The following is a 26,163-nucleotide window of genomic DNA, read 5'->3' on the forward strand; positions in this document are numbered from 1 at the left end:
TTTGCAGTCCGAGCAGTTGGAAATTAGAGGGAGGTCCTAGCTTTATGTCATCAAATAATCAAAAAACACAGATAAAACAAGATGATGTCAATAACACTAATATTGACAGAAGGATTGGAACTAAAGCAAACCGTGAGTTAATGCACCGACGGTTCGTTGAGTCAAATGGTTATCGTCGTGATGATGGTTTATGGGATATAGAAGCCCATATGAAAGACCTTAAGACTTATGATGTTTATCGGGAATTTGATGGAAGTAAAGTGCCAGAAGGGAGTCCTTTTCATGATATAGGGCTCACCATGACGTTAGATGATTCGTTTAAGGTGGTTGATATTCATGTCTATATGGAGGCGTTCCCCTTTCCAAACTGTAGCGGCGCGATACCCAGCTTTGAAGTAATTAAAGGTACGCAAATTGGTCCTGGGTGGAGTCGTTGGCTAAAGCAAGAGTTTAAAGGCAAAGTTGGTTGTACTCATGTACTTGAATTACTACCAGTGGCTGCGACAACGGCGTATCAAATGATGTGGGGCCCATTAAGTGATAAATATCCAGAACAGGTTTCTAAAACGTTACAGGGACTTGTGAATTCCTGCCATGGTTGGTCTGATGATGGCCCAATGGTGCGTAAATTAGTGACAGAGGATGTGATTCGCCTACCTGAAGAGGAGGTGTAAATGGGTAAGATGATTACTGATATGGTTGTTGAAACCTATTTGTCGGGTGTGCAGGTTTTACAAATGAATCGCCCTGATAAAAAAAATGCCATTACCTTAGAGATGTATGACAATTTGGCTCTTGCTTTACAGCGAGCTGAGAAGGATGATTCGATTAAAGTCACCTTAATCCATGGGGCCAATGGTGAGTTTTCCGCTGGAAATGATATTAATGAGTTTTTAAAAATAGCCCAAACCCCAGAGAAAATGTCCTCTGCTCTTACATTTTTACAAACATTAAGTAGCTATAAAAAACCATTGGTCGCGGGAGTTGAAGGGAGGGCCATTGGTGTGGGAGCGACCATGTTGCTTCATTGCGATATGGTGTTAAGTGCTCAAGAGGCGACCTTTCAGTTTCCTTTTGTGCCTTTGGGACTTGTGCCTGAGGCGGCTTCTAGCTATTTATTACCCAAGTTGGTGGGTTATCAAAAAGCATTTGAAGTGCTTATTTTGGGAGAGGCTTTTAGCGGAGTCGATGCGCAGAATATAGGGTTGGTGAATCACCTGTGTGAACCTGGAGAGGCGTATGAGCTGGCGTTGCGGTATGCTCAAAAACTGACAAATTTACCAACAGAAGCGGTGATGTTAAGTAAGGATTTATTGAAATATCGGTGTCAAGATGATGTGCAAATGGCGCTGATGCGTGAGGGGCGTATTTTTAAGGAACGGTTGAAGTCAAAAGAGGCTCGTGATGCATTTGCCATTTTCCTATCGCGAACTCATTCTATGTCTTAAAACTAGACTCTGCTTCATTCCCATCTTTTCATTGTTTAGTCAACAAAGGTTTATCTACACCGACTATAATAAACTCTCCAAATCATATACTTTCTTACTTTGTTTGATTGAGTGATTTTTTTTGTTAGTTAACTGGGGCTTTTTTGTCATTGATGGAAAAAGTTTGTAACTTACTATTAGTAGTACAAATTCTACTTATTTAGGCGCACTATTGACAAGCAGGTGTCACGGTTTGGCTGAGTCCGGCATGGTTGTTACTGGACTCTATAGGCTGCAAACTGTTGAATTGAACCTTAATAAAGTAAAAAGAATATTAAAGAGGGCTTATGAAAGTACTAGTATCCGTAAAACGGGTGATCGATTACAACGTGAAAGTACGTGTAAAAGCAGATCATTCTGCAGTTGATCTTACCAACGTTAAAATGTCGATGAATCCTTTTTGTGAAATCGCCGTAGAAGAGGCGATTCGTTTAAAAGAAAAAGGCGTCGCTGATGAAGTGGTTGTGATATCTGTGGGATCAAAATCTTGCCAAGAAACTTTGCGTACGGCTCTAGCATTGGGCGCTGATCGTGCAATTCAAGTAGAGACAGAGGATGGGTTGGACTCTTTGTCTGTTGCTAAACTGTTAGCGGGTGTTGCTAAGGATGAAGCTGCTGATCTTATTATTATGGGTAAACAATCCATTGATTCTGATAACAACCAAACAGGTCAGATGGTTGCCGCTCTTTTAGATTACCCTCAGGCCACCTTCGCTTCAGAAGTGGCAGTAGAAAATGGTGAAGCTCAGGTTACTCGTGAAATAGATGGCGGCTTGCAAACGTTATCGATTACCTTGCCTGCAGTGGTCACAACCGATTTGCGACTAAATGAGCCGCGTTTCGCCTCTTTACCTAATATTATGAAAGCTAAGAAAAAGCCTTTGGATGTGAAAACCCCAGCGGATTTTGGTGTGGAAGTGGGCTCGAATGTTAGTATCGTTTCTGTCACGCCGCCAGCAGAGCGCTCTGCGGGAATTAAAGTCGGGTCGGTAAGTGAATTAGTTGATAAATTGAAAAATGAAGCGAAGGTGGTGTAATGAGTATTTTAGTTTTAGCAGAACACGATAATCAATCACTAAAGCCAGCCACGCTTAATACGATTACAGCTGCTTCGCAGATTGGTGGAGACGTTCATCTACTTGTGGCGGGCTTTGAATGCCAGACAGTTATCACGCAGGCTACAAAAGTAGCTGGTGTTAGTAAAGTGTTGTCTGCGGATAATGCCGTTTACGAACACCAATTGGCAGAAAATATTGCTAAGTTGGTAGTAGAGCTAGCACAAGGTTACAGTCATATTTTAGCACCCGCGACTACTACGGGGAAAAACACCTTGCCTCGTGTTGCCGCCTTGCTTGATGTCGCCCAATTGTCTGATGTTATCAAAGTGGAATCGGCTGATACGTTTGTGCGTCCAATATATGCAGGCAATGCCATTGCGACCGTTAAATCCAGTGATTCAGTAAAAGTCATTACGGTACGTGCGACGGGGTTTGATGCGGCGGCCGAAGAGGGTGGTGATGCTCAAACAGAAGTTTTGTCACAGGTGATTGCCTCAGAGAAAAGCCGTTTTGTGAGTGAGCAGTTGGCCGAGTCTGACCGTCCTGAATTAACCGCTGCGAGTGTGGTTATTTCTGGTGGTCGTGGCATGGGAAGTGGCGATAACTTTAAGTTGCTTGATGGCATTGCTGATAAGTTGGGTGCGGCGATTGGTGCATCACGAGCTGCGGTCGACGCAGGTTTCGTACCGAACGATCTACAAGTAGGTCAAACGGGTAAAACCGTTGCACCAGAATTATACATTGCCGTAGGAATTTCTGGTGCGATCCAGCACTTGGCAGGTATGAAAGATTCTAAAGTGATTGTCGCGATCAACAAAGACGAAGATGCGCCAATTTTTCAAGTAGCAGACTATGGCTTAGTGGCGGATTTATTTGATGCGGTGCCTGAGTTAGAAAAAAGTCTATAGCATCGTACTGATTAATATAACGTCATAATTATCAGCATCCGACTGCATACGGTGGGTATGATGTCCGCCGTGTGCAAAATAAAAATAATGGGAGAGCAGCATGATGTTCCAAGGAAAAGCAATAAAGGTCTCGATGGATGATACGAATATCGCGACCGTTACACTCGATCTTGAAGGTGAATCCGTCAATAAATTTAATGGATTGGCCCTCAAAGAATTGTCTGAAGTCGTTGCCATGCTAAAGACCACCGATGATTTACAAGGGGTGGTTTTTGCCAGTGCAAAAAATGTCTTTGTTGTTGGAGCAGATATCACAGAGTTTATGTCTTGGTTTAAATTAGAAGACGAAGATCTGACCGATAAACTTCGTGAAGCTCACCATATTTTTAAGGAAATTTCGAATCTTTGTTGCCCAACGGTGGCTGCTATCAATGGTATTGCGTTGGGTGGTGGTTTTGAGCTGTGTCTCGCCTGTGATTATCGTGTCATGGCAGATTCCGCTAAAATAGGGTTGCCAGAAACTCAACTAGGCATTTATCCCGGTTGGGGGGGAACAGTACGTTTACCTCGCTTGATTGGAGCTGATAATGCTTGTGAATGGATCTGCGGCGGCGCCCAAAAGCGCAGTGAAGAAGCATTAAAAGATGGGGCAGTTGACGCTGTTGTTCCAGTTGAGAAAGTACAAGAGTCTGCTCGACATCTTATTCAGCAAGTACAAGATGGCAAGCTTAGCTATCGCTCTCGACGAGATGTATTGCGAGCACCGATGCAGTTCTCGCCAATCGAAAAAATGATGGTGTTTGAATCCGTTCGAGGAGTAGTCGGGGCGAAAGCAGGTAAACATTATCCTGCGCCAATGGCGGCCATTAAAACCATGGAAAAAGGCATTAGCCAAGACATGGATAAAGCGGCTGAAACAGAAATCAAAGGTTTTGTTAAACTCGCTAAAGGGACAGTAGCAAAATCCTTGGTAACCCTGTTCTTGAGTGATCAAGTCATCAAGAAAACGGCGGGTAAATACGCAAAAGATGCGACTCCTGTCAAACAAGCCGCTGTATTAGGCGCTGGCATCATGGGTGGCGGTGTGGCTTATCAGTCCGCTTCCAAAGGTACGCCAATTATTATGAAAGACATTCGACCAGAAGCCCTTGAGCTTGGATTGAGTGAGGCGAATAAGCTGTTTAATGGACAGATTGAAAGAGGTCGTTTAACGGCTGACAAAGCATTGAAAGCCATGAATGGCATCACCCCAGCACTGAGTTACGGTGAATTTGGGCATGTTGATTTGGTCGTGGAAGCTGTGGTTGAAAACGTTAAAGTCAAAAAAGCCGTGTTGGCTGAAACCGAGCAATATATAACAGATACCACTATTTTAGCTTCCAATACGTCGACTATCTCGATTACTGAATTGGCGAAAGACTTAAAACGCCCAGAAAACTTTTGTGGTATGCACTTTTTCAACCCCGTACATCGCATGCCATTAGTCGAAGTCATTCGTGGTGCGAAAACCAGTGATGCAGCGGTTGCCAAAACGGTTTCCTATGCTCAGGCGATGGGGAAAACACCTATTGTTGTGAATGACTGCCCAGGATTTTTAGTTAACCGAGTCCTGTTCCCCTATTTCGCTGGTTTCTCCTTAATGATGAAAGAAGGAGCAGATTTCCAGCAAGTCGATAAGACGATGGAAAAATTTGGTTGGCCAATGGGCCCCGCGTATCTTCTTGATGTGGTGGGCATAGACACTGCGTATCATGCTGATCGGGTGATGGCAGAAGGCTACCCAGATCGTATGAAGCATGAAGGAGTCAATGCGGTTGATCGTCTTTATGAATTAGAGCGCTTTGGCCAGAAAAATAGCAAAGGCTTTTATATGTATGAGCCGGATCGTAAAGGCAAACCGAAAAAACTCTTTGATCCAGAAATCAATGATATTTTGGCCTCTACAGTGGATACTAAAACAGAATTATCCGATGACGATATCATCGCTCGTATGATGATTCCGTTGTGTATCGAAACCGCACGTTGTTTAGAAGAAAACATTGTATCAAGTGCTGCGGAAGCGGACATGGGGTTAATTTACGGGATTGGTTTCCCTCCTTATCTGGGTGGTGCTCTGCATTATCTAGACCAAATGGGGCTGCAAGCGTTTTGTCAGCTAGCAGATAACTACAGCCACTTAGGTAAGTTGTACGAGCCCACCGCAAGAATGCGTGAAATGGCGACCAACAACGAAACTTATTACGGCGAATAATGCCCTACGGTTGAACGATTTAAGGAGAATTTTATGAAACTCAATCCAAGCGATGTTGTCATTATTGACGCGGTTCGATCCCCTATGGGTAAGACGAAAAACGGTGTTTTTCGTCATGTTCGTGCCGAGAATCTATCTGCGGCTTTGGTAAAGTCTTTATTCAAACGTAACCCGAAGGTGGATCCAAAAGACGTTGAAGATCTGATTTGGGGGTGTGTTAACCAGACTTTAGAGCAGGGCTTTAATGTTGCTCGTGCTATTTCATTATTGGCAGGTTTACCTATTACAACGGCGGCTCAAACGGTGAATCGTTTGTGTGGCTCGTCAATGTCTGCCATTCATACTGCATCACAGGCTATTATGACAGGTCAAGGTGATGTTTTCGTTGTAGGTGGCGTTGAGCATATGGGTCATGTCGGCATGATGCATGGTGTTGATGTTAACCCTGCATTATCTAAGCATATGGCGAAAGCGTCCATGATGATGGGGGTAACCGCCGAAATGCTGGGTAAAATGCATGGTGTGAGCCGTGAGTCACAAGATGCATTTGCTGTGCGCTCCCATCGATTGGCCTATGAAGCGACCCAGCAAGGTCGTTTTAAAAACGAAATTGTGCCTATTGAAGGTCATGATGCTGATGGCAATAAAATACTGGTTGAAGTGGATGAAGTCATTCGTCCTGAGACCTCGATGGAGTCACTGGCGTCTCTGCCGCCAGTTTTTATGCCGAAAGTTGGCACAGTGACGGCAGGAACATCATCGGCCTTGTCGGATGGTGCATCAGCTATGCTAATGATGTCAGCGAAGAAGGCTCAAGAGCTTGGACTTGTACCGATAGCCCGTGTACGCAGTATGGGTGTAGCGGGATGTGATCCGGCCATCATGGGATATGGGCCTGTTCCAGCAACGAAAAAAGCACTAAAACGAGCAGGATTAACCATAGACGACATTGAGATTGTAGAGCTGAACGAGGCATTTGCAGCTCAGTCTATTCCGGTTCTAAAAGACTTGAAGTTGCTTGATATAGTCGATGAGAAAGTGAACCTTAATGGTGGTGCCATTGCGCTTGGGCATCCATTGGGCTGTTCTGGAACGCGTATTTCGACCACTTTGCTCAATGTCATGAAAGAAAAAGATGCGACCATTGGCCTGGCGACCATGTGTATTGGAATGGGGCAGGGGATCGCGACGGTCTTTGAAAGAATTTCGTAATCTTATTATTTTTTTAAACACCTCGCTTCGGCGAGGTTTTTTTTGCTTTCATTACGGCAGGTTAGACTGTTGTGCGGAAGTCTTGAGTATGGGAGTGAAGAGTGATTAGCCGTTGTTCTCTTACGCTTTTTTACATTGAACTGACAGTCGTTCTACTATCCTTAGATTCTATTTGTCACTTATGGAAGGTAGACTATTAGCTTGTTAGACGAAATTTATTAGATGTAATTTTTTTGAAAGGCTATAACTATCATATACGATGTAAAGTAAGCAGAGCAGCTTAATAGCAAGTCGAGCAATGCAGTCGAGCAATAAATAAGCGAAACAAAAAATAACAGGAGAGTAATCAATGTCTAGTCAGAGTAAATGCCCTTTTAATCATACTGCAGTCGGTAGCAATGGCCCAACGGGCCGTGGTACGTCTAACAAAGAGTGGTGGCCTAACCAACTTAACCTCCGTATCCTTCACCAACATTCTAATAAGTCTAACCCCATGGGGGAAGATTTTAATTACGCTGAAGCGTTTAAAACTCTAGATCTTGAGGCAGTTCGTAAAGATTTAATGGATCTAATGACTGATTCTCAAGAGTGGTGGCCAGCCGACTATGGTCATTACGGTCCTTTCTTTATTCGTATGGCGTGGCACAGTGCAGGGACTTACCGTACAGCTGATGGTCGTGGTGGTTCTGCAACTGGTTCTCAACGCTTTGCGCCATTAAACAGCTGGCCAGATAACGTCAACTTAGATAAAGCGCGTCGTTTACTTTGGCCGATTAAACAAAAATATGGCAACAAAATCTCTTGGGCTGACCTGATGATTTTGACCGGTAACTGTGCATTAGAATCTATGGGCTTTAAAACCTTTGGTTTTGGTGGTGGTCGTGCCGATATTTGGGAGCCAGAAGAAGACATCTACTGGGGTACAGAAACCACTTGGTTAGACGATAATCGTTATTCTGGAGAACGGGATCTTGAGAATCCACTTGCAGCGGTGCAAATGGGGCTGATCTATGTTAACCCTGAGGGTCCAAATGGTAAGCCAGATCCGTTAGCTTCTGCTGTTGATATTCGTGATACCTTTGCTCGTATGGCAATGAATGACGAAGAAACCGTTGCTTTGATTGCTGGTGGTCATACATTTGGTAAAACACACGGTGCGGGTGATGCGGCTCAGGTTGGTCCAGAACCTGAAGCGGCTGGTATTACTCAACAAGGTCTAGGCTGGAGCAACAGCATGGGCTCTGGCAAAGGGGTGGATACCATTTCTAGTGGTCTAGAAGGTGCTTGGACACCAGACCCAATCAAATGGGATAACGGCTATTTCGATACATTACTAGGCTACGATTGGGAGTTGACTAAGAGCCCAGCGGGCGCTTACCAATGGACACCAAAAGATGGTGCTCTAGCGAATGCTGTTCCTGATGCACATGATCCCGCTCGTCGCCACGCTCCAATGATGGCAACGTCTGATATCGCCTTGAAAGAAGATCCTGCTTACAAAGTGATTTCTGAGCGTTTCCATAAAGACCCTGAGTACTTTGCGGATGTGTTCGCACGTGCTTGGTTTAAATTGACTCACCGTGATATGGGACCAACTACTCGTTACCTTGGTCACCTAGTACCAAAAGAAGAGTTGATTTGGCAAGATCCGATTCCTGCGGTTACTCACGAGTCGGTTGGCGATAAAGAGATCGCAGATCTTAAGGCTAAGATTGCAGATTCAGGCTTGAGTGTTGCTCAGTTAGTGTCCACTGCATGGGCATCTGCCTCTACTTATCGTGGTTCTGATATGCGTGGTGGTGCCAATGGTGCTCGTATTCGCCTAGCCCCTCAAAAAGATTGGACGGTTAACCAACCAGCTCAATTAGCGACAGTCTTGAGCAAGCTTGAAGCGATTCAACAAGCCTTTAATAGTGCGAATACAAGCAAACAAATCTCGTTGGCTGATTTGATTGTACTTGCAGGTAATGTTGGCGTTGAGCAAGCGGCGAAAAAAGCTGGTAAAACGGTATCTGTGCCATTTACACCAGGCCGTGCTGATGCTACTCAGGAGCAGACTGATGTTGAGTCGTTCGATGTGCTTGAGCCAATTGCTGATGGATTCCGTAATTACCAAAAAGGGCGCTTTACAGTAACAACAGAAGAATTATTGGTCGATCGTGCTCAGCTGCTAACATTGACCGCACCAGAAATGACAGTGTTGGTAGGTGGTTTGCGAGTGTTGAATGCAAACACAGACCAATCTAAACATGGTGTTTTCACTGATCGTGTTGAAACGCTGACCAATGACTTCTTCGTTAATTTGTTGGATATGAGCACAACGTGGAAATCGCTTTCCGATGATGAAATGGAATTTGAAGGACGTGATCGTCAGTCAGGTTCGGTTAAGTGGACTGCAACTCGTGCAGACTTGATCTTTGGTTCTAATTCGCAGTTGCGGGCATTGGCAGAGGTATATGCGTCTTCTGATGCAGAAGATCGTTTCGTCAATGACTTTATTGCCGCATGGACAAAAGTTATGGAATTGGATCGTTTTGATCTAGCCTAATTGCGTTCGTTTAAATAGGTTTTTACTCCTTATATGATAATGGGGTGATAGCTAACCAACCAAAGCCCACTAAATTTCTATTTAGTGGGCTTTTTATTGCTGTGTTGATTGGGTTACAGTATATATAACAATCCTTTTTATTTACACATTTTTGTCGGCCTGTTCATCTTGTGTAATAACTGGGCTTGTATAGTCCAGCCACTCAATATCCTAGGACAGCAAAATAAAGCGTAGTCCCAGGTAGGGAAGGTACGAATAAGTAGCCTAAGTGTTAGTGATGTTACCTGTATTAGAGAGGGTGATGTGATCGCCTCTTGCTTTCTAATGATGAGCTTAATACCGCAACAAGCTAGCGAATAAGAACCTCGAGAAGATGTTTATTACAATATGAATAATCTACAAACTGAAACCTCAAAAACGCCTTTTGTTTATCCCAATATGAAACTGGCCTTCATTTTATTGATTACCTGTTTCACTGCTTGGGGGGTTGCTGCGAACATGACAGACCCTCTGGTAAAGGTATTTAGCCAAATTTTTACCATGAGTAACCTTGAATCGGCACTTGTTCAATTTGCTTATTATGGTGCGTATTTTTGTCTGGCATTGCCTGCTGCCTTTATTAACGTGCATTTTTCTTATAAAACGGGTGTATTAACAGGCCTTGGGCTTGCAACACTGGGAGCGTTATCCTTTTACCCTGCTAGTGTGTCAATGACATATGGTGCTTTTCTGGCAGCCTTGTTTATTTTAGCGGCTGGCTTGTCTATCCTGGAAACGTCTGCAAACCCATTTGTAATGGCGATGGGACCGAAGCTGACGGCCACTCGACGTCTAAACCTCGCCCAAGCGTTTAACCCAGTGGGGACCAATATTGGTGTTTTGTTAGCATCGACTTTGATTCTTCCAAACTTAAACCCCGCCACCGCTGAGCAGCGTGCCGCAATGGCACCTCAGGCATTAGCTGCCATTCAGCATTCTGAGTTGGATGCAGTGATGACGCCTTACGTTGGCATGGCATTCTTCCTGATCATTATCTGGATAATGATTGCACTGGTTAAGCTGCCTAAGTCTGAAAAGGTGGCTGAAAAAGTGGATCTTACAGATAAAGAGCACTACGGTTTTATTGCTACCTTAGGGCGTTTGATTAAGCTTCCAAACTATCGTTGGGGGGTGATTGCTCAGTTCTTTAATGTAGCAGGTCAGACTTGTACTTGGACTTTTACGATTCAGTACGTTCAATCAGCAATGGGAGGGAGTGCTACCCATGCTAGCGATTACCTCCAATACAGTTTACTTGTGTTTCTTGTTTCTCGCTTTGTCATGACATGGTTGATCGGTATTTTCCGTCCGACGCTATTATTGGGCGTCATGGCACTATTAGGTACCGCTTTGTGTGTGTATGCAGCGATAAATCCTAGTATGTCAGGTGTATGGGCAATTGTTATGATTTCTGCCAGTTTGTCTTTGATGTTTCCAACGATTTACGGTGTGGCATTAAATGGCCTAGGTAAAGATGCTAAATTTGGCTCAGCGGGTCTTGTCATGGCGATCCTTGGTGGAGCGATTATGCCAGTGGTACAAGGTGGGGTAATCGATTCTTATGGTGCTGCCATGTCTTATATTGTGCCGGGTATCTGTTTCCTTGTTGTTTCTTTCTATGGTTTCTCTTCAATGAAACGCGTAAAAGACTGATTGATAATATTTCTTTCACATCATTTGTGATTAGATTAAAGCCCAGACTCATTCCAGTGAGTTTGGGCTTTTTTGATCTATTGTTCTTTATAGTGTTATTAACATGTCATGATTGGTTGTGTTTTATGTAAAGCTATGTTTTTTCCTTTTTGGCGGCCAGTATCTCTTTATAGAATGAGCGCTTATATTTTTCTGCCTTTGGCATTCTTTTTGACAGTAAGAGTCGTGTATGAAATTTTCAGGTCTTAAGACCATTGCTTTTCTTGAGGCATTAAAAGGAGCGGCTGCCTTATTGCTCGCAATTAGTATCCATATATTAGAAGGCGTTAATTTACATGCTGAGGTGCTAAAGCTATTGGGCATTGTGCATTGGAATGCTGGTGGTCATTATGCTCAGATGTTATTGCACGCGGTTGATGGTCTAAACCATTCTAGTTTTACGCTTGTAACGGTAGTTGCTGTGTTTTACGCCTTGGTGCGTTTTGTTGAAGCCTATGGACTGTGGCATGAAATGCGGTGGACTGAATGGTTTGCTTTTTTAAGTGGTGCGGTGTATTTGCCCTTTGAGTTTTACGAAATCATAAAAGATCCGAATCTAGTGACCGGGGCAGTATTGAGCATTAACTTGATTGTTGTTGCTTATATGTACACGATTTTGAAAAAGCATCCAGATGGTAAAAACCATAGGTTAAGAGAGCAGTGAGACGGGAATAGTATTTTCCGTTTCTTGATAGCTCACACTATTTTAATGAGTTGAGACAGGTAGAGTCGTTAGGGACTCAGCCTGTCAATTGCTTGAAAACAACGTTCACAGTCGCTTAAATAGCTAGCACCAAAAAGATTGTAGTGATTTAAATAGTGATAAAGGTTGTAAATATCACGTTTTATTGCGTAGTGCTCAGAACGAGGGATTATTGCATGATATGAGTGATAAAATGCCTCGCTAAAGCCGCCAAACAATTCGGTCATGGCAATGTCGACTTCGTTATCTCCTTGGTAAATTGCGGGGTCTATTAGCCACACATCTTGCTCGTCAAACAGAACATTACCAGACCATAAATCACCATGGAGCATCGTTGGCTGATGGCAATTCTGATTTAAAAAGTGAATCAAAGGCTCTTTTTGCTTCTCTAATTGGCTTTGAAACTGCTCCGCTACGTTAGCATTTTTGATCATTTGAATTTGAGCTTCGAGACGATAAGAGACGTAAAAAGTGCCCCAATTGTCTGACCAGCTATTATATTGTGGGTTAAGCCCAATGTAGTTGTCATGGTCGAGGCCATAGCGTTTGAGGGGATGAGAGTGAAGCATGGCAAGGCCTCGGCCTAATTGAGCCATTTGTTGCTCACTTGCATTCGTTTGCTTAATCGCTTGCATGCTGATGGTGTCTTTATCAGCAAAGTAGACCTGCGGAATACGAAGCAGAGTATTGCCTGTGTTATCGAGCAAAGCCCGCAATCGTTCAAGTCCCACTTTTTCTTTGATTAACTGGTCTCGATAAAGACTTTGGTTTTTCTTATCATGGACTGTCATTGTTATTTTTGTCCTCTATTGTTGTTCGCTTTTACCGCTTGAGAGTTAAATTGCCACGGCTTCTTCAAACTAGCAAGTGAATTTATGGGGAAAATAAGAGCGATAGTTTTTATCAATATTTAATTTTATTAGTCTGAGTTTGCTTGATGTAAAGCACTTATATCTTTCCTGAATTTGCGTTATCTTCAGGTCATTGGAAACAAACGTTTCGGAATTTTGATTATTAAAAATAAATATCTTTTTCATGTGGGTGCGCTGAATCAACAAATGGTTGGAACGCATTGTGCTTTGTGGAGATATCGATCATAAGAGGATAGAAAGCATGAAAGCATTAATTATTGGGGCTGGCATCGGTGGCATGTCGGCCGCAGCAGCCTTGAAGCAGCAAGGTGTTGATTGTGATGTCTTTGAAGCGGTAAAAGAGATTAAGCCTGTTGGGGCGGCCATTTCAGTCTGGTCTAACGGGGTGAAGTGTATGAATCATTTGGGGATGGGGCATATTATGGATGATCTTGGTGGGCCTATGCGAGCAATGGCATACCAAGATGGCAAGTCTGGCGTGACCATGACTCAGTTTAGTCTCATACCCTTGATTGAGGCTGTGGGAGAGCGACCTTGCCCTGTTGCTCGCGCAGGATTGCAAGCGCAGATGATTGATCACTGGGGAAGAGACAAGGTCCAGTTTGCGAAACGACTAGAGCGTGTTGAACAAACCAATGCTGGTGTGGTGGCTCATTTTACCGATGGTAGTATTGCCCAAGGGGATTTTATGATTGCTGCCGATGGTGCGCATTCCGTCGCACGCTCCCATGTCCTTGGCTATCAAGCTCAACGACGTTATGCGGGGTATGTTAATTGGAATGGTTTGGTGACGGCAGATAAAGAAATTGCGCCATTAGAGCAATGGACGACCTTCGTTGGTGATGGAAAGCGTGTGTCTGTGATGCCTATTGCTGGTGGGCAGTTTTACTTTTTCTTTGATGTGCCATTACCTCTTGGTTTGCCAGAAGACCGTGCAACGGTGAAAGAGAATCTAAAGACCTACTTTGAAGGCTGGGCAGATCCTGTCCAACTCTTGATTGAACGGATTGATCCTAAAACGACAAATCGTATCGAAATCCACGATATTGAACCTTTTAATAGTTTCGTAAAAGGCCGTGTTGCTTTGTTGGGTGACTCAGCCCATTCCACTACACCAGACATTGGGCAGGGTGGTTGTTCTGCAATGGAAGATGCCGTCGTCCTAGGGCAGTGTTTTGCCAAAACAAAAGAAGTAAAAGAAGCGCTATTACAATACCAAAGCTTGCGACATGAAAGAGCCAAAGACTTGGTATTAAAGGCTCGTAAGCGTTGTGATGTGACCCACGGAAAAGATATGTTGGTAACGCAAGCTTGGTATGATGAATTAAAACAAGAAACAGGTGAAAACATTATAGCTGGTCTTAAGGATACTATTTTAGGTGGCCCTCTAGGTTAAATTTTCACTTTGGAAATGACTGAATAACTGAATAAAAAGAAGAAGGGCGCTCTTGTAAGCGCCCTTGATATATTTAGGAAGGCAATAATTATTCGTATAGCTGTTCGCCGTGTAGGGATGTATCAAGGCCTTCGGTTTCTTCTTCTTCGCTGACACGAATGCCCATAACCATATCAATCACTTTAATGATGATAAAGGTCATAATTGCATCGTAAACAATGGTAAAGCCGACCCCTTTTGCTTGAATAATGAATTGGCTAAGGATACTGCCGTGCGCATTATCATTAAGGCCAGCACCGCCGAATATAGCCGCTGAGAACACACCTGTTAACAGTGCACCAATAATGCCACCTACCGCATGAACACCAAAAGCGTCCAATGAGTCATCATAACCAAGCATTTTTTTCAGGTAGACAGAAGCCCAGAAAGTGCCAAGACCAGCTGCGATACCGATTGCGAACGCACCGATTGGTCCAACAAAGCCAGATGCAGGGGTAATGGCAACGAGACCAGCAACCGCTCCTGAACTCATACCAAGAAGAGTAGGTTTGCCGCGAGCTGCCCATTCAACAAACATCCAAGCCATTGCAGCAACCCCTGTTGCAATTTGTGTCACGGCCATCGCCATGCCCGCTGTACCATCTGCCGCTAACTCAGAACCCGCGTTGAAACCAAACCAGCCTACCCAAAGAAGAGATGCCCCAACCATGGTATAGACAAGGTTAACGGGAGGCATTGCTGTTTTTCCATAGCCTTTACGTTTGCCAAGTATTAGCGCGGCCACTAAGCCTGCAACCCCTGCATTAATGTGCACAACGGTGCCGCCAGCAAAATCTTGCACACCGTCGCCACCGAGCCAACCGCCACCCCAAACCATATGGGCAATAGGTGAGTAAACTAACAAAGACCACAGTCCCATAAACCATAGCATGGCAGAAAACTTCATACGTTCTACAACGGCACCAATAATCAATGCTGGTGTAATGATTGCGAAGGTCATCTGGAAGGTCATGAATACTGATTCAGGAATGGAACCGCTCAATGTTTTATAGCCGATGCCATTTAGAAATAGCGCACTTAGGTTACCTATGAATGCACCGTTGCCTTTAAAAGCAAGTGAGTAACCTGCGATTGACCAGATAATAGTAATCAAGCAGGTGATCGCGAAAGTCGCGGCGGCAACAGATAACAAGTTTTTACGGCGCACCATGCCGCCGTAGAAGAGAGCCACACCTGGAATGGTCATCAATAGCACCAGCGCTGTTGATACCATCATCCATGATGTATTACCACTATCAAGGCTAGGAGTATCTGCCATTGCAGGGGAAGAAATCGCCAATAGGCTGAATAGAGGAAAAGCTCCGCCTATGGTTGATAGTAATCTTTTAATATTCATCAATATTGCCTCTGTTTTAGCTATATTTATGGTGGGGAAGATTATTCATTAGAGGGCATCGGAGTCGGTCTCTCCGGTACGGATCCGAACCGCTTGCTCAAGTGTCAGTACAAAGATTTTGCCGTCGCCAATTTTGCCTGTATTAGCTGATTGGCAGATAACATCCATAGCCTTGTCGACTAATGTGTCATCTAGAGCGATCTCAATTTTCACTTTTGGTAGAAAGTCGACGACATATTCAGCACCACGATACAATTCTGTGTGACCTTTTTGTCGTCCAAACCCTTTGACTTCCGTTACGGTAATACCACGAACACCTATTTCGGAGAGTCCCTCACGAACCTCATCAAGTTTAAATGGCTTGATGATCGCAATAAGCAATTTCATATATGCCTCCTGAAACGTTTGATTTTCTGAACACGATAAAGAAATGTGTATTTATGTGACTGATAATTCCTATAGCAGGCACCGTGCCATATAGGGCTTTTACATAAAAATTAAGGCAATCTCTGACGTTCTCTCGTTATCTTAGAAATGACGTGTTTCAAAATAGAGCCATATCATCTGTTATTGCACAAAGATAAAGCATGACCTAGGTTATTTTGCTTTTTTTTGGTGCGTTGATGGGTGAGAAGTTGTCATGGTTTTTCCTGTTTAAGTAAAAAAATAAGGAAATATGAATTGTTGTTCAATTTTATGCTAGATCACTTTTCCTAGTTGACTGGTTGTAGCCGCAAATCTGAGAGCTTAAAGAAGGTGGATTTTATTCCCTTTACTTTACGTCTTCCTTTTTGCTTTTTACGAGTCCTTGGTTGCGTCTATGAGAATTGGAAAATAGAGTATATAGACCGATAAAATATGTGGGTTATAGCTTTGGAACGAAATGCTTCTTTGGATATTCTAAAATTATTGATGGCTTTTATGGTGGTTGCATTGCATGCTGGCTTTTTATCTCAAGTGAATGCATTGATGAGCTATTTAACCGTTCAGGGGCTGTTTAGAATTGTGGTGCCCGTCTTTTTGGTGATTAATGGCTTTTTCTTTTTTTCAGTTGTTTCTGCTGATAAGCATGCATCTTGGTTTAAAAGAATAGCTATTCTCTATGTCATCTGGATGACCTTATACTCTGTGTTTTGGTGGCAGTGGACAGATGATTCATGGGAGAGCTTTCTAAATTTATCTGAAACCTTGATTTTTGGATATTATCATCTTTGGTATCTATCCGGTATGTTGATGGGGGCTGGATTACTGTACTGTTTTAGAGATGCCTCTAGTGCTTTTTTGTTAACCTGCATCATAGTGACATTTTTGCTTGGTGTATTTATTCAATATGCAGGTAATTATCAGTGGTTCCATAGTGTTAATGTCAATGAAATATTGACGTTCACCCCTCTTCATAGGGGGCCGTTACTGCTCTCTTTTCCGTTTCTAGCTATTGGTTTTCTGATCCATAAACACGCATTTCATCAATCTATTTCTTGGCGTGCCGCTATTGTTTTAAGTGTATTAGGAATGTTGGCTTTACTGTCAGAGTCCTATACTGATTTTGTATTAACCCACGGACAAAAGGGGTTTGATAACTTTCTTTCTTTGATTGTTGTTTGCCCAGCACTCTTTCTTCTCTGTATGAAAATGACGACACCATTTGACAGTAAGAAAATTGCTTTATATTCCTCTGCTGTCTTTTTCGTTCACTTATTCTTTCTAAATATCCTGCGCAATGAGACGAGTCTAGTCGGTATAAAATTGATGCTTCCTGCGATACCTCTTACGCTTGTGGCTGCTTTTTTTCTGATTAAGTTAAATGCTAGGTGGAAGTATCTTTTGTAAGAGTTGTTTGACTATGCAGAAAAGTTGAGTAAGTAAGCTTACCCAACTTTCATTGTGATGAAGGATTATTTGTCGAATTTGAGGCGCTTAGTAGAAGAGAGTGCTTCACTCTCGGAGTTTACAAATTTGCCATTTTTATGTTCTATAAAGAACACCTCGAGATGTTGTTTTTTGGCGATTTTAGCCCCTTCGACAGGACCAAGGCATAGCATTGTGGTTGCCCAAGCATCACTGATTCTAGGATCTGTGCCGAAAACAGAAGCAGAAACCAAATCATGAGTGACTGGGCGGCCTGTGCTTGGGTTTAGGATATGAGAGTACTCCACACCTTTGTCGTCAAAGTAGTGGTTGTACGTTCCAGATGTATCTAGGGTGACGCCTTTTTCATCTTCGATGGTAACGATCTTATATACTTTCTGTGAACCATCTTTTTCTTTGATAGGGCGCTGAATAGCGATGCGCCATTTTTTTCCATCTGGTTTATGGCCTTTGATTTTCATGTCACCACCAAACTCAACAAGATAGTTATTGATTCCTTTAGATTCAAGTATCTTGCTCAGTTTACCTATGGTGTAGCCTTCTCCCATGGAGGAGAAATCCAATTGGACTAATGGGTTAGTTTTACGAATAAGTTTGTCTTTTTCGTCAACTTGGATTTTATCCAGTCCCATATCCGCTTTTGTTGCTGCTATTTCTGCGTCGGTTGGTACATGAAGTGTGTCTTTTTTAAAGCCCCATAAATCAAATAGGGGGCCTATGGTTGGGTCGTAACAACCTTCTGACTTTTTGTTAATGTCTTTAGCGATGTTGATCAAATCAATAAAATTCTGGGAGGCTGGTTGCCATTTTGTCGATTTACTGGAATTGAATTTGGAAATGTAGGAATCTGGTCGATAGGTCGATAATTCTTCATCTATCTGTGCCAAGGTGGTATTGAAAGAAGATTCCACTTCATCAGTCGGTACCGTCTTCTTCGACCAAAAAGTGATATGGTAAGTGGTACCTTGGGCATAGCCCTCAATGTGTTGTTCTTGTGGTGGTTTACTGCAGCCAGCTAGTAAACTGGCTGCGAAAATAATGGCGGTTAACCCAATAATAGAGGGGCACTTTGAACGATGTAGAGTTGAAGTTTGCATGAAGTTCTGTCCACAGAAAATTGGAAGAAGCAGTTTACCAGTCAGCACAATGTAACTCTAGGGATATTAGGGAGATTATATAAGGTACGAATCAGCCCTTGCTGTTGTTTCGCGCTAAATATTAGGAGCCAAAATGGATTGCTGCGTTGATTCCTGTGATAAGCATCTGTACACCAATAACGGCAAGAATTAGCCCCATTAAGCGAGTGACAATACTCAATCCGTTCTGACTGACGGAAGAAAGTATTTTTGAACTGAAAATAAAACAAAAAAATGTAATAAAACACAGAACGAGAAAGACTAATACGGTAATAGCTATTTCTTGCCATCCTCCAGCGGCAGAATAATTCATGGCAGTTGCGATGGTGCCTGGGCCAGCTAGAAGCGGTACTGCTAAAGGCGAAACCGCCTCGTCTGAGTCGTCGTTATCTTTTGGGCTGTGGAGTTTTGAACTTTCCCCGTGAAGCATTTGATAGCCCACTAAGAAGACTAAGCATCCCCCGGTTATTCTCAAGGCTGGTAAGGTTATACCGAACAAATGGAAAAGCGTTTTTCCTAAAACGGAAAAGACTAAAATGATTAAGAACGTCAACAGTAATGCTTTTTTGGCGACTTTAAGTTGCTCTGACTTGCTTTTATGGCCTGTTAGGCCTGCAAAAACTACCGTATTAGCAATTGGGTTCATAATGGCAAAAAAAGCCATAAACACAGTTAAGGCATGTTCTAACAAAGGGGTCATTTGGGCTCGCTTTTAGATTACTGGTCTGGGGGGCAATGTGCTGTGCCATCTAGGATAGCACTATTTTCCCGTAATCTAGCGATAAGGTCTACCCTGACTGGAGGTTGATTGCTGCCGTTATGACAAGAGGCACTGTTTGGATGGTGCTCTATTCAGTTTTTTATTTTTTTGGTGTATTTAATTCTTTATGGTGTGGCATTAGTGCTACTCTTGCTTTTCTGGCGACGTTTTTATTCACGTCATTAAGGTCTGTTTTGATAATCTGGAAAGCCAAACATGAATGTAGAGAAAGCAAAAAAACGTATAGCCAAACGAGTCAAAATGGGTTTTAAAGGTTACCCACAACTTACCTTAATGTACTTTGGAGAATCGTTAGATCTTGCTAATGAGGTTATCGCTGTGTTTGTCTTGGAAGATGGTGCTTCCCCTCAAGAGCAGCGTTTTTCTAGTAAGGGAAATGTGCGGGAAGATGAATTCATTCAGTCTGCGTTAGTAAAAATTATTGAACGTACAGAGGCAAAAAGTGTCCTAGAAGTTCAGGGGACATCTATTCTTCCACATTAAAAAGCAAAGATTCAGGCGATGCTGAAGGATGGCCTGAATCGATACTAAGTATTTTGCTTTTGCCTAGATTTAGGAGCGCCCTAACATGCGAAGAAGGAGTCCATCTTTTAATACATATTGATGGAATAGAGCGGCCAATGCATGAAGGAGAATTAAGCCCATCATGATGTTCATGGTGATTTGATGAATATCCCCCAAAACATGAATTTTTAGGTACCAAGAGGCAGCACCAAAAGCGGGTACTAAGAACATCAACCAGTATAGAGCGATGTGCACCCAGTGGGAGATCTTGTCTAAGGTCTCATTTCCTGCTGTTTTTTGTTCTGGTGTTTTGCTGAACAACCTCACGAAAACGCGTATAACCATTAATCCGAGTATGGTTAAGCCCACGTAAATATGAAAATTTCCCACCCAGTTGAGTGTGCTAGAAGCGTTTTCGATATGTTGGCGTAGCATATGCCCCATACCATCGCTAATAAAGTAGTTCGCAATGATCAAGACAGCAATGGACCAATGTAGAAAAATTTGCGCCATGTTGTAGGAGGGTGGATTTGTTAATGGTGTCTTAGATGGCATATGGTTTTCCTCTTAATCTAATAATGTCTGAATATTAGCAATCAAAGTGTGAAAAAAAGATTGGGAAGTAAGACTCCCTAAGACCATTCGTTCCTCTGCCAAGTAGCGCGTGCTTATTGTATTTCCTATATACTGTTAACGTATGTTTACTAAGAATATAGATCGGTTTTTATCTATATGCGATTTTTGATCGCAGTGATCATTTTTAGTATTTTTAACCACAGGACTTTAAGATATTTTTATGCTGAACACGTCAACAACTCGTTTGAATAAGTACATTAGCGAAAGTGGTATCTGCTCCAGACGTGATGCAGACCGCTTTATTGAGCAGGGGAATGTGTTTATCAATGGCAAGCGGGCGAAAGTAGGAGATCAAGTTGCTCCGGGTGATACTGTAAGAGTAAATGGGCAGTTGATTGAGCCAAAAGATGCGGAAGATTTTGTTCTTATTGCATTAAACAAGCCGGTTGGTATCGTCAGTACGACGGAAAGTGCAGAGCGCGATAATATTGTCAGTTTTGTTGGTCATGGTGTGCGAATTTTTCCTATCGGTCGTTTGGATAAAGAGTCGCAAGGTCTAATTTTTTTGACCAATAATGGGGACTTGGTTAACAAGGTGCTTCGCGCTGGAAATAATCACGAAAAAGAGTATTTAGTAACGGTCAATAAACCGATCACTGAGTCTTTTGTTAGCGGTATGGCGAATGGTGTCCCAATATTGGGGACGATGACGAAAAAGTGTCAAGTATCCAAGGAAGCAAATAACGTTTTTCGTATTACCTTGGTTCAAGGGCTGAATCGCCAGATTCGTCGCATGGCAGAGCACTTTGGGTACGAGGTGATCAAGCTTGAACGTGTTCGCATTATGCATATTGATCTAAAAGGCTTACCCGTTGGTGAATGGCGGGACTTTACGCCAAAAGAAATAGATCGTTTGTTTAAGGCCATTGAAGGTTCTTCATCAGAATCCAATGTGACTTCTAAGAAAAACCACAAAGCTAAACTCTCCTCGGGAGAGCGTCCATCGGTTAAGAAAAAGCCGAACGCCGCATCGGGTAAAAACACGCCGGGAAATCGTCATAAGCCCGCAGGAAAGGGGTCGTCTAAAGGGGCAGGACGAACACCTATTGATCAACCTAACAAACCAGGAAAGGGGGCACCGAATAGCGGGAAGCCAGCAAAAGGAGGTAGATCCCCTGTCGCTGGAAAGTCTCGGCCAGCAAAGCGCTCACCGAGACCGACGAAAGCCAACAAAGGGAGTAGATAGATGGTGGTCGAACATGATGAAAAGACACTTTTGATTCGTTTGGCTCGCCTAAATGAGGCAATTAGTCTGGCTGATTGTGCGCACCTTTCCTATAAGAAATATGTTGAGCAACTTGGTCAGCGGCCAGCCCCTATGTTGGAAGATTATATTCAGATTATCCAACAGCACCAAGTTTGGGTGGCAGAATACCATCATAGGGTGGTGGGTTTTGCGGTGCTTAAGCAAACAGAAGAGGGATATCTATTAGATAATCTGGCCATTCATCCTGATTATCAAGGGCTAGGGGTTGGTGGGGCGTTACTTCGTCATGCAGAAGAACAAGCGCGCCAGCTAGGTTATTCCTCTATTTATCTTTATACCCATGAAAGGATGCTGGAAAATCAGGCCCTTTATAGTAGAAAAGGCTATCGTGAGTATGAGCGTCGCCAAGAAGCAGGTTATTCTCGTGTGTTTATGCGTAAAACACTTTAACGAAACAGGTCGGGCGTGGGCTCGACTTGTTTCGTATTGATGTTGTTCTCGGACTCTAAGCTGCTTTATCGGGCAGGTACTTGCCCATGGCTTCCATTAGAGAGCGGCTTTTCAAAATAGCTAAGCACTCTTCTTCTTTGATGTTTTTAACCAAGTCATCTAAGCTGTCATTCATTTTTATTTGCCACTCTGCACAAATACGGGGACGACTTAAAGTAGCTAAGTCTTCTTCGGGCATTTGTGCCAAGTGCCAGCGATAAAAATGCTCATCTTGAGTCATTCTATGTAAAGCGGATAAACCATCTTGCGTGTCGATACGGTCAAGTTGCTGCTGCGCATCATGTAATCGTTTCACAATTGGTGTTGGCCTTTTTTCCTGTGAGGACTTTAAAAAGCCCAAAGCAGACAGTAGGTTACCACGTTTTGCGCCACCACTGAGCCAAGAAAGAGGAATAGAAAAGGTGAGGCCAAAGCTGATGGGTAACGACCAATAGAACAGCTGAGGGCTAAGGTATAATGTAGAGGCGGCTAACCCTGCACCTAAAATGGTGTGCGATAAATGAGCTCGACATACCGTCTTTAGCGGTGTCGCGCCATCGTCGCGTGACTGAGCAGACCAGCCACTGTCTCGACCTTTTAATACATCAAATACCACAAGAAATTGCGAAAACATCAAAATCGGTGCATACATTGCCGATAAAACGATTTCTAGTAAGCTATTGATTGTCAGAAAAATAGGTCCACCAAATTCTCGACAACGGCGTAGATTTATCATGGCACTTAACCAGCCAAACACTTTAGGGGCGAGTATTAATGCCATTGATATTTCAAACAGCAAGCGAGCTTTTTCAAAGTCGAATACAGGCCAAGTTGGAAACAGTGATGGATTAGCAAAATATTCAGGGCGCACAAAGTGAGCTTGTAAAGCAAGGGCAAAACCCACAGCAATCAGTAAAAACCAGAATACGGCACTTAAATACGCGAAGATACCTGAGATAATATGAAGGCGCGTGGCAAAGTGAAACCCTTTGGCGAATAAGAAAGCTTTATGTTGTAAGTTACCCTGACACCAGCGACGGTCACGAACCATCACATCAATCAGCGATGGCGGCGCTTCCTCATGGCTGGCTTGCAGGTCATTATCAAAGCGAACTCCCCAACCTGCACGGCGCAGCATTGCTGCCTCCATAAAGTCATGGCTCATTACGTGGCCACCAAAAGGAGGTTTACCGGATAAAATTGGTAAACCACAAGCAGAGGCAAATGCTTTAGTGCGAATGATGGCATTGTGGCCCCAAAAGTTGGAAGCACTTCCATGCCATGCAGATAAGCCTGCGGCATATATAGGACCGAAACACTGGTTGGCGAACTGTTGTAATCGGCTGTAAAGAGTATTGGCTTCAATAATAGTCGGGAGTGTTTGGATTAAGCCCATGTTTGGTTCTGCTGCCATACGTCGGGACAAAGTGATCAAACAGTCTGCGCTCATCAAGCTGTCGGCATCAAGCACAATCATACTTTCATAGGCGCCTCCAAAACGGGTTACCCAATCGGCAATATTGCCCGCTTTTCTTTCGGCATTGTTGTAGCGGCGGCGATAATATACCGGACACTTGTCAGTATCATTGTTTAGAATAGGGTAAAAGGTTTGCTTTTCTTTCACTGCCGAATGGGCTTTGTTACTGTCACTGAGAATGAAAAAGGCAAATTTCCCTGGGGCTTTTTCGACTAAATCATTATACATTGCTTCCATGCTGGCGCGAATACGAATGGGATCTTCATTATAAACGGGTAGCAATATCGCGGTGACTGTCTCTGGATCCGCCTCTTTGATCTTACGTCGAAAAGGGTTTATCTGACTAAAAAAACCTAACGCAGCTTGCGAAAAGGCAAAGGAAATCCATGTAAAGTTGATACAAAATAAAACAAGGAAAGCCCACTGCATTCCGGCAATAGAGTTAGTGTTTAGAACGGCGAACATTTCGGTTGCACCGTACCATGATAAATAGACCGTGACACAAAACACAAAAAGGCGTGCCAGAAAGATGCTTATAAGAGGCTGGTTAAACAGCTTTTTTGCAGGTTGGCGTTCTTCTTGAACCTTGTGTCTTGGCATTTCTAGCGGTGACTCTTCAGGTAAAGAAGTGCCTAGGTCAGCCTTGTAAACATTATTCGTCATCATTGTTGTTTCAACCATCGGTAAAGCCATGTTGAGGCGATTTCTTTGTGATTTTCTGATAATGCGACTCGTAGCTCTGCTACATCGGCATTGTCTGTGTCGAACGTCACATAGACGCGAATACCATTAATGTGGGGGTTTTTTACAAGATGCGTTTCTAGAATCTTCCCTGCACTGGTAGACGCATTAATGTGTATTTTCTTTATATCATCAACATTTATATCACTGTAGTCGATAACGACTTCGGGTTTTCCTTTATATTTGCCAAACAGTTTAGTGCCCTTTGCACTTCTTACAATGTGTGGCTTATTGGCTAATACAGGAGTGTCATTAGGCCAAGTTAATTGGTATGAAAAGCTATAAGGTTTGTCTTTTTTAAGGCCACCTTTTGGTTGCCAATAGGTGACAATATTATCGTTCCCTTCTGAATTAGATGGTATTTCAACAAGCTCAACATGGCCAGCTCCCCAATCATTAAGTGGTTTTACCCAAGCGGAAGGACGTGTTTGATAGTTGGCTTCTAAATCCTGATAGTCACTGTAGTTACGATGACGCTGTATCAATCCAAAGCCTTTAGGTGACTTATCATAGAAAGAGCTGATTTGTAAGGTTTTGGGGTTATTTAAAGGACGCCATAATATTTCACCATGGCCTGTTTGTATTTGTAGTCCTTCGGAGTCATGAACCCGACGTCTATAATCGGGTTCGTCTGAAGGATCCATTGTGCCAAACATAAACATAGACGTTAATGGTGCAAGACCAACATGTGGTACGTCTTGTCGAGGGAAAAGTGTTGCTTTCACGTCGATGCGCGTAGGAGATCCTGGATAAATGCCAAACCGATAGGCGCCTGTTACACTTTTGCTGTCTAGCAACGCGTGTACCACAATGGCTTTTTGAGTGACGGAAGGGCGCTCTATCCAGAAATGTTTGAACATGGGAAACTCTTCCCCTGTCGGTTGAGCTACATCGATTGCAAGGCCTCGAGCCGATAATCCATAGGTCTGACCTTTAGAAATGGCACGGAAGTAAGTGGCTCCCTGAAACACAATAAACTCATCACTATGGTCCTTCGTATTGATGGGATAGTGTAAGCGTAACCCAGCGTACTTTCCGACCTTATCGATTAATTTAGCCAACTTTTTATTGGGAGTGGAAAAAGAAGAGGGTGAGACCTCTAAAGGGAAGGCTCTACCGTTTTCAACAACATCGATATCGACAAGATCCTTATAAATGTAGCCAGGTGCAAAAAGCTGGATAGAGAAAGGTGTCGGTGTATTCCCCCATACCGCTTGGTTTTGTTGGAAGTTTATTTTCCGATACGTTGAATAATTCATATCGGTGAGCTCTTTTGGTGCTTTAAGAGGTGGCACCATAGGGGATTTTGCCAGTTTTTTGGCAATATCTATAACGGTTTGATCAGTGAATTGATATCCGGATTTGGGATCCTGTAGTGCTTTTTTGACGGACTCTTCGACAACCTTTTGCTCTTTGTTTTTTGCTGGGGCTTTTGGTTGGTTTTCCGCTTTATTGTTTTGTGGCGCTGCTTGTTGTGATGGAGCAGACTCTTTTTGAACTGGATTGGTGCTGTCAGCACTAGCGACAGGGCAAAAAAACATAGGGCCCAGCAGGCATAAGAGATATAAGTATCTAAACGTTGTCAAATTTTTCATAGTAATATAAAACTTTCGTTAGAGGATGATGGTTACGTCGTATATTTAAGCACAGCAAGATGCGAGCCGTATTTTATCTCAGTAATATCTCTTATAACTTACCTTCATGTAAGTAGCTTCATGAGAGTAAAAGATTAGGACCAAGGGGAACAGACTCGAATCTTTT

General features: G+C 43.1%; 22 protein-coding genes. 14 read left to right on the forward strand and 8 right to left on the reverse strand.

The window, feature by feature from the left end:
• Nucleotides 1-44 precede the first annotated feature (44 nt).
• From MSP8886_RS19015 to MSP8886_RS19055, 9 genes are all read left to right on the forward strand, one after another.
• Nucleotides 45-674 carry a DUF2889 domain-containing protein gene (locus tag MSP8886_RS19015; RefSeq protein ID WP_083201044.1) on the forward strand — a complete coding sequence of 210 codons (630 nt, stop codon included), beginning with the start codon at nucleotides 45-47 and terminating at the stop codon, nucleotides 672-674.
• Nucleotides 675-1,448, forward strand: coding sequence for an enoyl-CoA hydratase-related protein (locus MSP8886_RS19020; protein ID WP_067019651.1), 774 nt, complete (start codon nucleotides 675-677; stop codon nucleotides 1,446-1,448).
• Between the two features lie 326 nt (nucleotides 1,449-1,774).
• Nucleotides 1,775-2,524 carry an electron transfer flavoprotein subunit beta/FixA family protein gene (locus tag MSP8886_RS19025; RefSeq protein WP_067019654.1) on the forward strand — a complete coding sequence of 250 codons (750 nt, stop codon included), beginning with the start codon at nucleotides 1,775-1,777 and terminating at the stop codon, nucleotides 2,522-2,524.
• Entirely contained in the window at nucleotides 2,524-3,453 is a 930-nt protein-coding gene (locus MSP8886_RS19030) for an electron transfer flavoprotein subunit alpha/FixB family protein (protein ID WP_067019655.1), read from the forward strand. Before MSP8886_RS19025 ends, MSP8886_RS19030 begins: the two co-directional genes overlap by 1 nt.
• A 100-nt stretch (nucleotides 3,454-3,553) precedes the next feature.
• Nucleotides 3,554-5,704, forward strand: a complete 2,151-nt coding sequence (gene fadB, locus MSP8886_RS19035; protein ID WP_067019657.1) for a fatty acid oxidation complex subunit alpha FadB — start codon at nucleotides 3,554-3,556, stop codon at nucleotides 5,702-5,704.
• 33 nt (nucleotides 5,705-5,737) lie between these two features.
• The gene (gene fadA / locus MSP8886_RS19040) at nucleotides 5,738-6,916 is read left to right on the forward strand and encodes an acetyl-CoA C-acyltransferase FadA (protein ID WP_067019660.1); all 1,179 of its coding nucleotides are present in this window, start codon (nucleotides 5,738-5,740) and stop codon (nucleotides 6,914-6,916) included.
• A gap of 349 nt (nucleotides 6,917-7,265) precedes the next feature.
• On the forward strand, nucleotides 7,266-9,464 hold the full coding sequence (katG, locus tag MSP8886_RS19045) for a catalase/peroxidase HPI (protein WP_067019665.1): 2,199 nt from the start codon (nucleotides 7,266-7,268) through the stop codon (nucleotides 9,462-9,464).
• Between the two features lie 387 nt (nucleotides 9,465-9,851).
• Nucleotides 9,852-11,156, forward strand: a complete 1,305-nt coding sequence (fucP, locus tag MSP8886_RS19050; protein ID WP_067019668.1) for an L-fucose:H+ symporter permease — start codon at nucleotides 9,852-9,854, stop codon at nucleotides 11,154-11,156.
• A 229-nt stretch (nucleotides 11,157-11,385) separates the two neighbouring features.
• Nucleotides 11,386-11,859: a DUF2127 domain-containing protein gene (locus MSP8886_RS19055; RefSeq protein WP_067019671.1), complete on the forward strand. Its 474-nt coding sequence runs from the start codon at nucleotides 11,386-11,388 to the stop codon at nucleotides 11,857-11,859.
• A 68-nt stretch (nucleotides 11,860-11,927) separates the two neighbouring features.
• Here MSP8886_RS19055 and MSP8886_RS19060 read toward each other — a convergent pair whose 3' ends face one another.
• Complete coding sequence (locus tag MSP8886_RS19060) at nucleotides 11,928-12,689, reverse strand: fructosamine kinase family protein (protein ID WP_067019674.1); 762 nt, start codon at nucleotides 12,687-12,689, stop codon at nucleotides 11,928-11,930.
• Nucleotides 12,690-13,011: 322 nt separating this feature from the next.
• Between MSP8886_RS19060 and hpxO the strand changes: the two genes are divergently transcribed.
• On the forward strand, nucleotides 13,012-14,166 hold the full coding sequence (hpxO, locus tag MSP8886_RS19065; RefSeq protein WP_067019677.1) for an FAD-dependent urate hydroxylase HpxO: 1,155 nt from the start codon (nucleotides 13,012-13,014) through the stop codon (nucleotides 14,164-14,166).
• Between the two features lie 88 nt (nucleotides 14,167-14,254).
• Here the strand turns inward: hpxO and MSP8886_RS19070 are convergent, their stop codons facing one another.
• Both MSP8886_RS19070 and MSP8886_RS19075 read right to left on the reverse strand, forming a co-directional pair.
• Nucleotides 14,255-15,562, reverse strand: a complete 1,308-nt coding sequence (locus MSP8886_RS19070) for an ammonium transporter (RefSeq protein WP_067019679.1) — start codon at nucleotides 15,560-15,562, stop codon at nucleotides 14,255-14,257.
• A gap of 48 nt (nucleotides 15,563-15,610) precedes the next feature.
• Nucleotides 15,611-15,949: a P-II family nitrogen regulator gene (locus MSP8886_RS19075; protein WP_067019682.1), complete on the reverse strand. Its 339-nt coding sequence runs from the start codon at nucleotides 15,947-15,949 to the stop codon at nucleotides 15,611-15,613.
• Between the two features lie 471 nt (nucleotides 15,950-16,420).
• Here MSP8886_RS19075 and MSP8886_RS19080 point away from each other — a divergent pair, with 471 nt between their 5' ends.
• The gene (locus MSP8886_RS19080; RefSeq protein ID WP_067019686.1) at nucleotides 16,421-17,392 is read left to right on the forward strand and encodes an acyltransferase family protein; all 972 of its coding nucleotides are present in this window, start codon (nucleotides 16,421-16,423) and stop codon (nucleotides 17,390-17,392) included.
• A 65-nt stretch (nucleotides 17,393-17,457) separates the two neighbouring features.
• Here the strand turns inward: MSP8886_RS19080 and MSP8886_RS19085 are convergent, their stop codons facing one another.
• Nucleotides 17,458-18,528 carry an FAD:protein FMN transferase gene (locus MSP8886_RS19085; RefSeq protein ID WP_067019689.1) on the reverse strand — a complete coding sequence of 357 codons (1,071 nt, stop codon included), beginning with the start codon at nucleotides 18,526-18,528 and terminating at the stop codon, nucleotides 17,458-17,460.
• A 121-nt stretch (nucleotides 18,529-18,649) separates the two neighbouring features.
• A complete protein-coding gene (locus MSP8886_RS19090) occupies nucleotides 18,650-19,267 on the reverse strand; it encodes a MarC family protein (protein ID WP_067019692.1) in 618 nt (205 codons plus the stop codon).
• A 276-nt stretch (nucleotides 19,268-19,543) separates the two neighbouring features.
• Between MSP8886_RS19090 and MSP8886_RS19095 the strand changes: the two genes are divergently transcribed.
• Nucleotides 19,544-19,831, forward strand: coding sequence for a hypothetical protein (locus MSP8886_RS19095; protein WP_067019695.1), 288 nt, complete (start codon nucleotides 19,544-19,546; stop codon nucleotides 19,829-19,831).
• Nucleotides 19,832-19,900: 69 nt separating this feature from the next.
• On the opposite strand, the gene MSP8886_RS19100 is transcribed toward MSP8886_RS19095, so the two are convergent.
• Nucleotides 19,901-20,407, reverse strand: coding sequence for a cytochrome b (locus tag MSP8886_RS19100; RefSeq protein WP_067019698.1), 507 nt, complete (start codon nucleotides 20,405-20,407; stop codon nucleotides 19,901-19,903).
• Nucleotides 20,408-20,648: 241 nt separating this feature from the next.
• Here MSP8886_RS19100 and rluF point away from each other — a divergent pair, with 241 nt between their 5' ends.
• Both rluF and MSP8886_RS19110 read left to right on the forward strand, forming a co-directional pair.
• The gene (gene rluF, locus MSP8886_RS19105) at nucleotides 20,649-21,674 is read left to right on the forward strand and encodes a 23S rRNA pseudouridine(2604) synthase RluF (protein ID WP_067019701.1); all 1,026 of its coding nucleotides are present in this window, start codon (nucleotides 20,649-20,651) and stop codon (nucleotides 21,672-21,674) included.
• Nucleotides 21,675-22,145, forward strand: a complete 471-nt coding sequence (locus MSP8886_RS19110; RefSeq protein WP_067019704.1) for a GNAT family N-acetyltransferase — start codon at nucleotides 21,675-21,677, stop codon at nucleotides 22,143-22,145. It abuts the gene before it with no gap.
• A gap of 55 nt (nucleotides 22,146-22,200) precedes the next feature.
• Here the strand turns inward: MSP8886_RS19110 and mdoH are convergent, their stop codons facing one another.
• Together mdoH and MSP8886_RS19120 are read right to left on the reverse strand one after the other, a co-directional pair.
• The gene (gene mdoH / locus MSP8886_RS19115; RefSeq protein ID WP_245659150.1) at nucleotides 22,201-24,342 is read right to left on the reverse strand and encodes a glucans biosynthesis glucosyltransferase MdoH; all 2,142 of its coding nucleotides are present in this window, start codon (nucleotides 24,340-24,342) and stop codon (nucleotides 22,201-22,203) included.
• A complete protein-coding gene (locus MSP8886_RS19120; protein ID WP_083201045.1) occupies nucleotides 24,324-25,943 on the reverse strand; it encodes a glucan biosynthesis protein G in 1,620 nt (539 codons plus the stop codon). The genes mdoH and MSP8886_RS19120 overlap by 19 nt, the downstream gene beginning before the upstream one ends.
• Between the last annotated feature and the right edge of the window lie 220 nt (nucleotides 25,944-26,163).

It is taken from the genome of Marinomonas spartinae, from assembly GCF_900089775.1.
GTDB lineage: Bacteria > Pseudomonadota > Gammaproteobacteria > Pseudomonadales > Marinomonadaceae > Marinomonas > Marinomonas spartinae.

Excerpts from the sequence above, each read along its gene's own strand:
- MSP8886_RS19015 (WP_083201044.1), top strand. The coding sequence starts at position 45 with ATGTCATCAAATAATCAAAAAACACAGATAAAACAAGATGATGTCAAT.
- MSP8886_RS19020 (WP_067019651.1), top strand. The coding sequence starts at position 675 with ATGGGTAAGATGATTACTGATATGGTTGTTGAAACCTATTTGTCGGGT.
- MSP8886_RS19025 (WP_067019654.1), top strand. The coding sequence starts at position 1,775 with ATGAAAGTACTAGTATCCGTAAAACGGGTGATCGATTACAACGTGAAA.
- MSP8886_RS19030 (WP_067019655.1), top strand. The coding sequence starts at position 2,524 with ATGAGTATTTTAGTTTTAGCAGAACACGATAATCAATCACTAAAGCCA.
- fadB (WP_067019657.1), top strand. The coding sequence starts at position 3,554 with ATGATGTTCCAAGGAAAAGCAATAAAGGTCTCGATGGATGATACGAAT.
- fadA (WP_067019660.1), top strand. The coding sequence starts at position 5,738 with ATGAAACTCAATCCAAGCGATGTTGTCATTATTGACGCGGTTCGATCC.
- katG (WP_067019665.1), top strand. The coding sequence starts at position 7,266 with ATGTCTAGTCAGAGTAAATGCCCTTTTAATCATACTGCAGTCGGTAGC.
- fucP (WP_067019668.1), top strand. The coding sequence starts at position 9,852 with ATGAATAATCTACAAACTGAAACCTCAAAAACGCCTTTTGTTTATCCC.
- MSP8886_RS19055 (WP_067019671.1), top strand. The coding sequence starts at position 11,386 with ATGAAATTTTCAGGTCTTAAGACCATTGCTTTTCTTGAGGCATTAAAA.
- MSP8886_RS19060 (WP_067019674.1), bottom strand. The coding sequence starts at position 12,689 with ATGACAGTCCATGATAAGAAAAACCAAAGTCTTTATCGAGACCAGTTA.
- hpxO (WP_067019677.1), top strand. The coding sequence starts at position 13,012 with ATGAAAGCATTAATTATTGGGGCTGGCATCGGTGGCATGTCGGCCGCA.
- MSP8886_RS19070 (WP_067019679.1), bottom strand. The coding sequence starts at position 15,562 with ATGAATATTAAAAGATTACTATCAACCATAGGCGGAGCTTTTCCTCTA.
- MSP8886_RS19075 (WP_067019682.1), bottom strand. The coding sequence starts at position 15,949 with ATGAAATTGCTTATTGCGATCATCAAGCCATTTAAACTTGATGAGGTT.
- MSP8886_RS19080 (WP_067019686.1), top strand. The coding sequence starts at position 16,421 with ATGTGGGTTATAGCTTTGGAACGAAATGCTTCTTTGGATATTCTAAAA.
- MSP8886_RS19085 (WP_067019689.1), bottom strand. The coding sequence starts at position 18,528 with ATGCAAACTTCAACTCTACATCGTTCAAAGTGCCCCTCTATTATTGGG.
- MSP8886_RS19090 (WP_067019692.1), bottom strand. The coding sequence starts at position 19,267 with ATGACCCCTTTGTTAGAACATGCCTTAACTGTGTTTATGGCTTTTTTT.
- MSP8886_RS19095 (WP_067019695.1), top strand. The coding sequence starts at position 19,544 with ATGAATGTAGAGAAAGCAAAAAAACGTATAGCCAAACGAGTCAAAATG.
- MSP8886_RS19100 (WP_067019698.1), bottom strand. The coding sequence starts at position 20,407 with ATGCCATCTAAGACACCATTAACAAATCCACCCTCCTACAACATGGCG.
- rluF (WP_067019701.1), top strand. The coding sequence starts at position 20,649 with ATGCTGAACACGTCAACAACTCGTTTGAATAAGTACATTAGCGAAAGT.
- MSP8886_RS19110 (WP_067019704.1), top strand. The coding sequence starts at position 21,675 with ATGGTGGTCGAACATGATGAAAAGACACTTTTGATTCGTTTGGCTCGC.
- mdoH (WP_245659150.1), bottom strand. The coding sequence starts at position 24,342 with ATGGTTGAAACAACAATGATGACGAATAATGTTTACAAGGCTGACCTA.
- MSP8886_RS19120 (WP_083201045.1), bottom strand. The coding sequence starts at position 25,943 with ATGTTTTTTTGCCCTGTCGCTAGTGCTGACAGCACCAATCCAGTTCAA.